The organism is Bythopirellula goksoeyrii (assembly GCF_008065115.1).
Classification (GTDB): Bacteria; Planctomycetota; Planctomycetia; order Pirellulales; family Lacipirellulaceae; genus Bythopirellula; species Bythopirellula goksoeyrii.
In genome coordinates, this window is the sequence record NZ_CP042913.1 from 3,890,999 (window position 1) to 3,903,357 (window position 12,359).

At 53.8% G+C, this 12,359-nt stretch carries 9 protein-coding genes; 5 read left to right on the plus strand and 4 right to left on the minus strand.

Going from position 1 to position 12,359, the window contains the following annotated elements:
• Positions 1-14: 14 nt before the first annotated feature.
• Genes Pr1d_RS15445 through Pr1d_RS15455 form a run of 3 tightly spaced genes read right to left on the minus strand, consistent with a single transcriptional unit; the run spans position 15 to position 1,062 of the window.
• On the minus strand, positions 15-197 hold the full coding sequence (locus tag Pr1d_RS15445; RefSeq protein WP_148074362.1) for a hypothetical protein: 183 nt from the start codon (positions 195-197) through the stop codon (positions 15-17).
• A gap of 13 nt (positions 198-210) precedes the next feature.
• The gene (locus Pr1d_RS15450; RefSeq protein WP_148074363.1) at positions 211-735 is read right to left on the minus strand and encodes a hypothetical protein; all 525 of its coding nucleotides are present in this window, start codon (positions 733-735) and stop codon (positions 211-213) included.
• A gap of 42 nt (positions 736-777) precedes the next feature.
• Positions 778-1,062 carry a hypothetical protein gene (locus Pr1d_RS15455; protein WP_148074364.1) on the minus strand — a complete coding sequence of 95 codons (285 nt, stop codon included), beginning with the start codon at positions 1,060-1,062 and terminating at the stop codon, positions 778-780.
• A 196-nt stretch (positions 1,063-1,258) separates the two neighbouring features.
• On the opposite strand from Pr1d_RS15455, the gene Pr1d_RS15460 reads away from it, so the two are divergent.
• Together Pr1d_RS15460 and Pr1d_RS15465 are read left to right on the plus strand one after the other, a co-directional pair.
• The gene (locus Pr1d_RS15460; protein ID WP_148074365.1) at positions 1,259-1,624 is read left to right on the plus strand and encodes a DUF6717 family protein; all 366 of its coding nucleotides are present in this window, start codon (positions 1,259-1,261) and stop codon (positions 1,622-1,624) included.
• A gap of 365 nt (positions 1,625-1,989) precedes the next feature.
• Complete coding sequence (locus Pr1d_RS15465; protein WP_148074366.1) at positions 1,990-2,844, plus strand: hypothetical protein; 855 nt, start codon at positions 1,990-1,992, stop codon at positions 2,842-2,844.
• 339 nt (positions 2,845-3,183) lie between these two features.
• Here Pr1d_RS15465 and Pr1d_RS15470 read toward each other — a convergent pair whose 3' ends face one another.
• The gene (locus tag Pr1d_RS15470; RefSeq protein WP_148074367.1) at positions 3,184-5,328 is read right to left on the minus strand and encodes a PAS domain-containing hybrid sensor histidine kinase/response regulator; all 2,145 of its coding nucleotides are present in this window, start codon (positions 5,326-5,328) and stop codon (positions 3,184-3,186) included.
• Between the two features lie 549 nt (positions 5,329-5,877).
• On the opposite strand from Pr1d_RS15470, the gene Pr1d_RS15475 reads away from it, so the two are divergent.
• From Pr1d_RS15475 to Pr1d_RS15485, 3 genes are all read left to right on the plus strand, one after another.
• Positions 5,878-6,435 carry an ECF-type sigma factor gene (locus tag Pr1d_RS15475; protein ID WP_148074368.1) on the plus strand — a complete coding sequence of 186 codons (558 nt, stop codon included), beginning with the start codon at positions 5,878-5,880 and terminating at the stop codon, positions 6,433-6,435.
• A 329-nt stretch (positions 6,436-6,764) separates the two neighbouring features.
• The gene (locus Pr1d_RS15480; RefSeq protein WP_148074369.1) at positions 6,765-8,078 is read left to right on the plus strand and encodes a DUF7453 family protein; all 1,314 of its coding nucleotides are present in this window, start codon (positions 6,765-6,767) and stop codon (positions 8,076-8,078) included.
• A 71-nt stretch (positions 8,079-8,149) separates the two neighbouring features.
• Positions 8,150-12,268: a beta strand repeat-containing protein gene (locus Pr1d_RS15485; RefSeq protein WP_148074370.1), complete on the plus strand. Its 4,119-nt coding sequence runs from the start codon at positions 8,150-8,152 to the stop codon at positions 12,266-12,268.
• Positions 12,269-12,359: the final 91 nt, after the last annotated feature.

Genomic DNA, 12,359 nt, shown 5'->3' on the forward strand with positions numbered 1-12,359 from the left:
GTCAATACGTACTGCTACCAGGCCAACGATTCAAGCATAATCCGAAAGACTTCATCTTTGCCAGTATGCTTTAAGGCGGTGAGACTATCCAAACTTGCTCGCTCCACTGCGGCCTTGGCTCGCATGGCATCCAGCTCCCCTGCAAACCTTAAAGACATCGCAGAGAGATAGGGTTCGGTCTCGCACCCAACTGACACTCGCCAGCTCCAACTAACTCCGCGAATAGGGCTGCCGTACTGCGATTAGCGAGAAAACTACTAGCAGAAACTCAATCAGTGTGGATGGCTCTGGGACGACGAAAATGTCGAATTCAGTGAGTGTCGGAATGCCAGAAGTTCGGTAGGAAGCTTCGTTCAAGAAACTCTGTACCTGCGGTCCAGAAAAACCTGCCGGGAGGATTCTGCCTAACTCGAACACCCCTTGGAATCCTAGGTTCGTCGGATCATCGTAAGAGATTGCTTGCTCGTTTCCACATGCCACAGCTGGGAGAATCAATCCGCAGTCAAGGCCCTGGGTTACGAACCCGTCGTCCAGATTGAAAGCCTGATCGGTGCCCAGGCTGAACTGAACTACCGGGCCAGTGGCTACGAAGTCGGGAACTTCCAACTGAACATTGCCGCTAGTGGAGTCATAGACCAAATCGTTGCGGAGGTTGTTGTCATCCAAATTGCCTGCGGCAAAAACTTGTGAGCAAAGTGACGCCACGACACACGCGGATAGGCATCGAGCTAACAAGAAAGATCTGCCGGTGCTATGCATTGGAGTTCCTCATGGTTGTCAGCCACTCAGACCAAACTCGACTGAAGCCTCTGCCTCGCTCGCCTGAGCTGCGGTGACGGGTCTTTGGGGGGCAGGAAGCATCTCTTTTTCAATTGGCCCACGTTCGGCTAGACTCTGGATTTCAGATAATTGACGACGCATGCCAATTATCTTACCGGAAACCGCCAATGCCCACCAGTTTTCCGAGTCGCTACCCATTTTCGACTTATAGGGAAATAGCCTTGCAGTATTGCCGAGGTGCTGCTTGGCGAAGGATTCAACTTCTTTGCGGTCTTGAGTCATCGGGTCCTTTCGAGTTTCGGGAGCCCACAACCTATCTCAAATAGAACCCCTCCGCCAGTGGAATGGGTAAATGACACATGTGGGGGACCTTCGACAGAGATGCTCTCAGCCTGGGGTTCGATGTTGTTGCAAGGATGGTACAATCGGTTGAGCAAACCTGCGGACGGATGGAATCCTGCTGAAAGGACGTCTTGCCATGCATGAAAACTCATTTGCGGTAATTCACCCCTTTAAATGGCATGGTCTCTGGGTCTTCGACGACGAGCGGGTCGGCTTGGACAAGGAGCCCTTTGTAGCCGGTGCCGACACCCTGATCGACCTTGCGATTGAACGCATCGGAATCGATGCAGGGGAGGATGGCTTTCTGATGCTGTTCTCCGCAACTCCGTTTCCCAGTGCGGATTTACATCTGGAATGGGTAAGAGAAGAATCAGATGGGAATGTCTACCTTTGGCGAGAAGAAGGTCGAGAGGGGTGGCTATCTCACGCAATACTCAATTATTTTGATTGTGCTCCGAAGAATCTCTATGTGCAATTGAGAAATGCTGAACCCGAGTATTAAATACCGTGGGACGATGGAGTTCTGCCCAAGCACCACTGACGGCGCTTTTCGCAGCCCGAATGGATTCTTCGTTTTTGTGAAGTTCGGTTCGCCGGCGAATGGAGTCGTCGCCCATTGCATTTTGTCCTACCTAGCCGCACCAACACCCGCCGAGCTCCGCAGTGTGACACAGGCTGGACACGTAGCAATTCTGAGCAACATTAGCAGAACGGTGTGCTTGACTCATCTTTGCTTTAGAATGGATGGGGCAACCTATCGCTGTTAAAAGAGAGCCTTGTTTGCAATTGTTGCCGACAGAATCACCCACTCTATGGCCTGTGAAGACAGCTGGGCAGAATAAACCATTCGGATAAGGAAGAATCGATATGCGAGACTCTTTACGCACACTCTCGTTTACCTTATGTGTTGTTATTGTAACGACCACGCCAGCTTCGGTGCCAACTAGCTATGGCAAAGAGCCTCCACAAGGTTCAACAGAAATAACCGCCGAGCAGTCAACAACCGCAGAAGGAAAACGATGGCCGAAGGACACGAAAGCCTACACGCGGTTCATAGACTTCTCCGAATACAAGTGGAGCACCAAGGTGCAACACAAGCCAGCAGGACCGGGTCCAAATTTTTTCTCCGACCGGGTAGAAGACGTTTGGGTGGACGACGAGGGGTTGCATCTGACCATCTCAAAGCGAGATGGGAATTGGTACTGCACGGAAGTGATTCTCCAAGAGAGCTTTGGCTATGGGAGCTATATCTTCCAGACCAAAACTGAGCCGGAGTATGTCGATGCCAACGTGATTGCGGGGATGTTCACCTGGGAGGCTGGGCTACCTTGGCCCAATCGAGAATTGGACTTCGAATTTGCCCGGTGGAGCAATCCAGACGATTCGACCAATGCTCAGTTCGTTATTCAACCTTTCACAAACTCAGGGAACATGGTGCGCTATCGCGTAGAGCCCGACAAGAAGGATCCCTATCTGACTCAAGTGATGACTTGGCAGGAAGGAAAGGTTCACTTTAAGACAGCCCGTGGTCGGTTCGACTCACCACGTATTCCGGAAGAGGCGGTCATTATTGCTTGGACGTATGCCGGCGACGGTGTGCCCGAACCGAGGAATGAAAACATTCGCATCAACTTGTGGCTGGACGACGGCAAACCGCCCGCCTCGGATAAGCCGATTGACCTAGTGGTTACGAAGTTTCTCTACCATCCGCTTGGGAACTAATACACTCGTTTCTCTGTTTACTGCCGTCACGCGAGTCGCATCTGCCGGACGCCAAGCGTCATCGGTTTGACTGTGCTATTCGCAGCCCAAAACTGCGATCGGTGGGATCCACCTCTGCGGCAAACGACGCTTCGCTCGAGCGAGCGGTTGATGCAACTTCAGCGAGTTCCAGCGAACGCGAATTGACAGAGGTGGTGACACTCCAGCAGGTTGGGATACGATTGACTAAAGGGCAGCGTCCCCCATATATAACTCCGAGAGACTGATTGCCGAAGTTGCCAATGACGGCAGTGAGGGAGGCCGCCAAGACCGAGCCAATTGGTCGCCAAAGTAGAGGCGTCAGCGAGGTTTTCGTGGCTGCTGCAGCAGTAGCTTGAGCTTTTCAAGGTTCACTGGTTTCACCAAATGCTCATCGAAACCAGCTTGGTACGCCGCCTCTTGATCTTGCTCCTGGCCATAGCCAGTCAAAGCCACCAGCAACACTTCCGACTTGCTGAAGTGTTTCCGAACCCGTCGGGCCACCTCGTAGCCGTCCATGATCGGAAGACCGATGTCAATCACCGCGATGTCAGGACGCTGCTGTAAGATCGTGTCCAATCCCTTTTGGCCATCTTCAACGCTCTCTACTTGATGGCCATCGAGTCTCAGTAGTGTTTGGAGCATCTCTCGACTATCCTGGTTGTCTTCGATCAGCACAACACGCGCTGTTCCGCCCGTTTCAGCCGCAATACCCTTATCGGATGGAGACGCTGGACTATCCGTCAGCGGTAGCCGGACGACAAATCGGCTACCCTTGCCGAGTCCATCGCTCTTCGCGCTGATTGTCCCGCCGTGCATCTCAACCAAAGCGCGGACCAGCGTCAGACCTACTCCCATTCCACCCTCACTCCGATCCAAGGCGTGATTGGATTGAAAGAACATGTTGAAGATCTCTTCGAGCAAGTCGGGATCGATACCCCGGCCGTTGTCCCGGACGCACAATTCGCAAAAATCCCCTTGCTTCTCCAAAACCGCGGCAATCTTGCCACCGTGAGGAGTATATTTCGCAGCGTTGGTCAGCAAGTTCTCTATGATTTGCAGCAGCCGTGTCGGATCACCTTCGACGGCCACTGATTCTGGATCTGGCAAGATGGAAAACTCATGCCCACGTGCATCCATGATCGGTTGGATGGCCTCAGCCGACTCTAGCATTAGCTCATTGAGATCCAACGGCCGAGGTCGAAACCCGATCTTGCCTTGGGTGACCCGCGCCACGTCCAGTAAGTCGTCAAGCAAACAAGACATGTGATGAACTTGACGTTGGATCGCCTTTCTCGCGTGTTCGATAGCATCTTGGTCTGCATGGACGTGTCCCAGTACGCCCATACCATTGCGAATCGCCGAGAGGGGATTGCGCAATTCATGCGATAACATCGCCAGGAATTGGTCACGTTCATCCACAGCCTTGCGGGCTTCTGCTTCGGCGACGCGAAGCGTTTCATATGCCCGTTGAATCTCAGCTGCGTTTTGTTCGAGGGCTACTCCGGTCCGCTTGCTTTCGGTGATGTCCGTGAGCGAGCCAGCCATGCGGATTGCTTGACCAGTTTCGTCCCAGATAGCCTGCCCGCGAGCTCGAAACCAGCGATATTCTCCGCACTTGGTCAACAGTCGGTACTCCACATCGTAAGGTTCTCGTTCTTTCAGATGGCGCTGAACCTGTTCGAGTGTCCTTTGTCGATCATCGGGGTGGAGAGCCGTTTCAAACGCCGCAAATTTGTTGTCAAATTCGTCGTCGCGAAAACCGAGAAGTTCCTTGAATCGAGGTGCGTAGTAGACTTCGTTGGTCCGCACATCCCAGTCCCAGATGCCATCGTTCGAACCTGCAACCGCAAGATCAAATCGCTCCTCACTCTTGCGTAATGCTTGCTCTGAGCGCTTGCGCTCGGAGATATCTTCAGCCACGCCCAAGAATCCCGTAATTCCTCCCGCCGCGTTCCGGACAGCCGTTACTACAAGGTTTACGGTGAAGCGTTGGCCGTCTTTGCGCACATACGTCCATTCACGGCGTTCAAACTTGCCAGCCTTCGCATAAGCGACAAATACCTCAAAACCGCAGATATCGCGGCCGAACTCACGTGAGAGTTCCTTACCGCGTCTTTCCACTTCGGATGCCAAATGCATGATCGCTGGAGTCCGTTTGCCGACCATCTCAGTCGCTCGGTAGCCGAGCATCTGCTCCGCACCGGAATTGAACAGTGTGATGATGCCGTTCATGTCGGTGACACAGATCGACACCTGAGTGGCGGCATCCAGCACCTGCGAAAGCTGCACTTGCGTCTCTACAGATTCTGTTTCCTCCGCGCTATCCTGGGCAGGTCTACCGTAGCGAACTGTCGAATATTGCAAGTCGACTTCGTTTAAGTCCGGCGGTGCCGTCGTTGGCCCTTGCATCGCGTCAGCGACAGATAAAGGTTTGGACCTGCTAGTAGAGCGCTGGTCGTTCATGGTAAGGAGGAGCTACGGCATATAAGGGGTCGTGTTGAAAAGGCTGGTTGAGCGAGGGGTCCGCCTATTCTAACGCGCTGCCAATGAACGCCAATAGCAGTGGCTTTGCCGACAGGCACTCTCAATGTGCCCCTGCTTGAATTAGAGTGTTTTCGCATTTGGATTAATCTATCCGGTCCGCGATTTTCGATGCCTCTACCGTTTTGGCCGCTTGCTGCAGACTTCACCCAGAAATGCTCCGATTCAAAGGCGAGTGTGCGTCTGGCGAATTGAGCCAACCCATGTCGGTTGATGCAACCTCGCTCATTTTGCAGGTCGCCAAACTGATGGAGGTCGTGCACCCCCGGCCGCTGTTGGCAAAGTGTCTTTTGCGACCTCGGAACCGAGCGGCCATAGTCAATAATTTCGCCTCCCGAAGTATGGTGCTTCGGAGATCTGATTGATGCTACTAGAGTCCGTTCCCAGCCGTAGCCCACTGATTTTCGTGGCTTATGGAAACTCGTTGGGCTTTGATGGATCACGCTCCGGAGGCCAGCTATACTACAACCTATGAACGATGTCACGCTCATCCTCCAGCAAATCCAAGAGGGTCGCGCCGAAGCAGGTGCCGATCTGTTTCCAGCCGTTTATGAGGAACTGCGACGGCTTGCCGGTAGCAAGATGCGTGCCGAGCGATTGGACCACACCTTATCGGCAACCGCCTTGGTGCACGAAGCCTATGTGCGACTCGTTGACAACGAAACTGCCAAAAACTGGGAAAGTCGCGGGCAGTTTCTTGGTGTCGCGGCCGAGGCGATGCGGCGCATTTTAGTTGAGCATGCCCGCCAGAAAATGGCAATCAAACGAGGTGGTGATAAACAACGATATTCCGATTGCGATCTCTTGTTTAGTTTGCCGACGGACCCAGCGATACTGCTCGATCTTAACGAAGCGATCGAGAGTCTGACAATCAATGATCCGCAATCGGCCGAACTCTTGAAACTGTTGCTGTTCACAGGCATTTCAGTTGTCGAAGCGGGTCGGATACTGGAAATGTCCCGAAAAACCGCGTACCGCCACTGGGATTACATCCGCAGCTGGTTCGCCGTTCATTATGGCTCGAATTAGAGTGCTTCGGCAGAAATCTTCTGCTGTTCTTCTTTCTCATGTGCCCCATACCACATGAGATCAGCATCCTGCTCCCTGTAGCCAAATCAGGCTCAGTTTCTGCATGAGAAACAAATTGGGATTTTTTTCAAGATTATTGGGGACGCGCACCAGTCCAAATACGCACTTAGCTTGTAGGAGCTATACGACCACAGCTGACTTGGACTTCAAAAAGAGCACCCCTCACTGCCAGGCTCCCAGCAGAATTCGATAACTAGCTCTCTTTGCCCTTAAATCGCATCACTTATCCAACCCACATGTGCCATTAGACACTCGATTACGAGGACTCTATGAACCTTACTCTCACACTAATCTCAAGCATCCGGTCGCATCTATCTTGGGTGCGGATGTACTTGATCACGCTGATTCTTGCCTGGGGCACCAGTCCAGTGGCCCTTGCTGCAGGGTTCACTAAAATCGCCGATACGTCAACGGCCATACCAAATGGCGTCGGGAATTTTGATGGTTTTGACAAGCCAATCATTTCTGGTTCGACGGTGGCTTTTCATGGTGGGGCAGGAATCTATGTTGGCCCGTCGACAGGCGGATCGCTCCAGGTGATCGTCGACCTCAATGACGCAATTCCAGCTGGAATTGGAAACTTCACTTCAATTGAACGTCCAAGATCCTCATCGGAGTCTATCGTCGCCTTTCGGGCCAGAGGTAGCAACGATCAACTTGGAATTTACGCTGTCTCAATGACAGACGGGACGTTGTCCAGAATTGCAGACCAAAATACCGCTATAGCGAATGGCTCTGGAACCTTTTCCGGAATGAGTCTTGAATCTGCATCGGGCTCGACGGTGGCGTTCAGCGGTGGAAATGTTGGTAACAGCCAGCGCGGCATTTACGTTGGGTCGACCAGCGGCGGACCATTAACGCGAGTCGCCGACCGAAACACCCCAATTCCAGGTGGCGTTGGCGTCTTTGAGAGACTGGGGCAGCCAGGCGTGGCGCTGCATGGCAACAAGGTGGCATGGACAGGACGGGGTGCCAATTCGCAAGTTGGGATCTACATTGGAGACGTCACGGAGGGATCAATCGTCCGCGTGGCTGACGCCAGTTTCGCAATCCCCGATGGAATCGGGACTTTTAGAAGTTTCTATTTCCCCTACTTGTCCCAATCGATCGTGGCGTTCGAGGGCCTCGGAGACAACGGTCAGGAAGGTATTTACGCTGTGTTCGCGGAGGGTGGCATGCTCACTCGCGTGGCGGATCTCAATACATCCGTCCCCTTTGGCAACGGGAATTTCTCACAGCTCTTCTTCAACGGGAACCCGTCTGTTTCCGTATCTGGATCAATGATTGCGTTTCAGGGGCTGGACTCAGAAGGCCAAACTGGAATCTACGCGAAATCAATCTCTAAAGACGTGCTGACTAAAATCGTCGCAACTGGAGATACGCTCGACGGTAGAAGCGTGAACGGTCTGCGATTTGGCATCGACTCGCTCGACGCAGGCGTCCTTGCTTTTGCAGCTAGCTTCACAGATGGCACAAGCGGTGTTTATACGACTTCGATCGCTGTGCCAGAGCCGAGTTCACTGATTCTTGGCGCGATTGGTATGGTCATGTTCGTGCGCCTGCGATCCAACCAGACTGGATAGGAACACGGGTGGTTGATGCGAGATACTGCTTATCTGAAGACACCAGCTCACAAATTTACAAGGAATTACTGATGAATCCTAAGACCCTCCTTTGCGTTGTCTTGTCCATGGCTTCTCTGGGCCAACTCGCAACGGCCTCCGATATCACCAGCAATTGGGACGGTTCCACCGGTAATTGGTCGGATTCATCCCGTTGGGACAGTCTGCTGTTTCCCAATAATGGAAATGGAGGACTGACCTACGATGCACTGATTTCAGGCGGCACGGTCACGGTGGATCAGGCGATTAACATTGAAGAATTGCAGCTATCGAACGGATCCATCACAGGAATCTCCGATCTCACCGCTTCGGGTCTCACAACCTGGACGGGTGGCGAGATGACCGACACGGGCGTCACCAATGCCAACGGTGGTCTGAACCTAAGCGGGTCGACCAAGTTCCTCACCAATGGCCGCACGATCAACAACGCCGGGGCGGCGACCTGGACAGCCGGCCCAATCACCACCAGCCATGGGGCAGTGTTTAACAACCAACTCGGAGCAACGTTTGACACCGCTTTCGATGGCAGCTTCTCTAACGGCGCCGGAGGTCAATCGCATTTCCACAACGCTGGGATCTTCACCAAGAGCGGCGGAACAGGCACGACAACCCTCGGTGTCGAATTCAACAATACAGGCATCGTTGAAGTCGATACTGGGACGCTGAGTTTGTCGGGAGGTGGAACAAGTAGTGGGAGCTTTACCGGCGCGGCAGGAACGACGCTGGGGCTTGGCGGCGGGCATATGCTCGAGGCAAGTACCAGCGTGAGTGCTCCCAACGTCATGTTCTCCGGCAGTGGAACCAACACGATCTCGGGGACCTATAGCGCCAGTGCAACGACAACATTCAGTGGTGCCACGACCACGTTCAACGGCACCTCGGCGGTGCCTTCGGCCGCACTGGTCTTCACTGGGGGTTCGGCCATTTTCAGTAACACCGGTGGGGCGAACGCCGATACCCTAGACCTCTCCTTTGGCCTTCTAGGCGGCACAGCGGAACTCACCGCTTCTGGCTTGACAACCTGGACGGGCGGCGAGATGACCGACACGGGCGTCACCAATGCCAACGGTGGTCTGAACCTAAGCGGGTCGACCAAGTTCCTCACCAATGGCCGCACCATTAACAACGCTGGCGCTGCGACCTGGACGGCCGGGCCAATCGCCACCGGCCATGGGGCAGTGTTCAACAACCAACTGCGAGCAACGTTCGACACCGATTTCGATGGCAGCTTCTCCAACGGCGCCGGAGGTCAGTCACAGTTCAACAACATTGGGACACTCACCAAGAGCAGTGGAACAGGCGTCACTAACTTCAGTGTCGAATTCAATAATTCAGGAACCGTAGAAGTCGATAGCGGCACACTCATGCTATCCCAGGGTGGCATCAGCACTGGGGGGATTACCGCCGCGGCAGGAACGACGTTGGCTTTTCGGGGGACGCACGACTTTAACACTGGCAGCTCCGTGACTAGCAATGGAACAGTGCAGTTCGAAAGTGGAATGTGGAACCTCAACGACGGCACGTACAACGTGACGGAAACGACGGACATTACCGGTGGCACGGCCAAATTTAACGCCCCGGCCACCACCAATATACTTAATCTTTCCAATGGCGTTCTCGACGGCACAGCGGAGGTCACCGCTTCGGGACTCACATCCTGGACAGGTGGCGAGATGACCGACACGGGCGTCACCAATGCCAACGGCGGATTGAATCTGAGCGGGTCGACCAAGTTCCTCACGTATGGCCGCACCATCAACAACGCTGGCGCAGCGGCCTGGACGGCCGGCCCAATCACCACCAGCCATGGGGCAGTGTTTAACAACCAACTGGGAGCGACGTTCGACACCGATTTCGATGGCAGCTTCTCCAACGGCGCCGGAGGTCAATCGCATTTCCACAACGCTGGGACCTTCACCAAGAGCGGCGGAACAGGCGTCACTAACTTCAGTGTCACGTTCAACAATACCGGAACCGTCAATGTCAACAGCGGTACGCTAAACTTCGGAGAAACTGTATATAATGCGGGATCGATAAATGTCCGACCGAGCATGAACCTAACTCTCGGTTCAGGACTACACAATGACGAGGAAGGAATCGTCACGGTTGACAATGGCCACCTTTCCGTGGCTTCATTCGTCACGAATGATGGCGTATTACTCGTGGACTCCGGAGGGCAATTTAATCTCCCGTCAAATCAGCCGTTTGACAATTCCGGAACGCTGGAAGTTCGCGACGGCACTGTTGTGATCGGAACCACCAACAGCATCGTGGTTCATCCGCTCGCACCCCTGGAGATCACCCCAATAGCAACGCTTTCTGAAGGAACTTGGATTGCTAGAGGAACTGGCGCCATTCAACTTCCAGCGTCCGCTGGCGGGACCCCATTTGATCTGCGGCACAATGATGCCGTCGTAGTCCTGGATGGCCCGAACGCTGAAATCTCTGTAATCGACGGGCTGTGGACTAATTCTGGCACGCTGGAGTTGCGTGGCGGACATGATTTGCACCTGACAGGTCGGCCGGTGCAGGGATTACCAAATGATCCGGTTTCCAATAGCGGCACAATCCGAATTGGCGCCGGCACGACCCTCTCGCTCGGCTCGCAAGGCATGACGAGCCAAAGCGGCTCTCAAGTGGAAGGCGAGGGAGTCATCGAAGGTTCCGTTACTGCTGTCGGAACAATGTTCTCCAGCAGCGCGGCACTATCAATCAACGAAGGAGCCCTAACGATTTCGACCTCCACGAGCACCCTGGCCGCTGGCACGTTAGCAGTCAACGTCCCCATGTTTGTGAGAAATGGCGGACATTTCATAATTGCCGACGGAGCAACTCTAGGTGGGAGCGGGGTTTTAGAATTACAGGACGGCCTGGTCACCATTGATGGAACTCTCAACAAACAAGTGCGAGTGACAGGTCCAGTTGAAATAGGCGGAACCATCTCCGAAGCGACACTCGATGGTGCTGTGGTGACCTCCACAGCGGGTGCGGGTTTCGGATTAGTCAATTGCTTTGGTGAAAACAATATCCAGTCGGGCGTTGTCAATATCGACGGCCAATTGCTCGTCAACGATGGAAGCACTTTGGTCCTCGGCGCCGGGGCAAGTGTCTTGGGTTCGGGGAGGATGGATGTGCTCGGCCTGGGGTCAGTCGTAATCAATGGCAATCTGGCGTCCACCGGCGATGCGACTATCACCGGATCGCTGGCCGTAGAAGCAGGTGCAACGGCGCAGGCCGCCAATTGGCATTTCACCGGAAATAGTCTGGTAAGCGTCAAAGGCAAAATAACATCTTCAACGCCTGTCGAATTGACGGGAACGCTCGCCGTCGATCTCGCAGGTGAGATGGACGTTCCCAATATTAAGATGTTAGGTATTCCCGGATTTGATCCTGCCAAGTTTAAGGGATCTGGCAAGTCCGTTGGTGATGTAGCTGCTGGTACATTTTCTACGGTATCCCCCGGTTTTAGTCCCGGCATGCTGACAATCGGCGGCAACATGACATTTGAGGGAGGATCGACCCTCGAGTTCGAAGTCCGCGACGCCCAGGGAACTTCCGGAGTCGACTATGACCTCTTGGCCGTTGAAGGTGATCTCCTCAACACCGCCACCATCGCCGAGCCGATGACGATCTCGCTCCACACGCTGGACTTACTCGACGCTCCAGGGCAAGCATCAAATTTCGATAACACTCAGGACTACAGTTGGACCATCGCCACAGTCCTCGGCTCAATCAGCGGCTTCTCGGCTAGGACCTATGTCATTGAAGAGAGTGCATTCCTAAACGACCTCGGCAATGGAGCATTCTATTTATCTCTTGGAGACTCCGGCCATGCCCTAAATGTGCTCTTCTCAGCTAGTGGGCTTCCGACTATCGAAACTGGCAACTTCGATCTCGATGGCGACGTCGACGGTGCGGACTTTCTCATCTGGCAACGAAACCCTGCTATTGGATACCTCGCTAACTGGCAGGCTAACTACGGCCGCAGTGCTACTCAATCGGCAGTCAGCGTGGCAGTTCCCGAACCGAGCTCTCTTCTGTTACTAGCAATAGTTCCAGCATGGATTCTCAGCACGCTAAGGCTGACGAAAAAGTCGCACTTTGCAGATCGATTTTTGGGAAATCGAGGTTCTGCCTGCTCATCTGTTTGATGTGTTGATCGGTGAAGTGATAATAATTAGTCAATTACTACTGACTCCCACCATTCTGCTATGATGAATTGACAGCCCGACCCTCTAACCA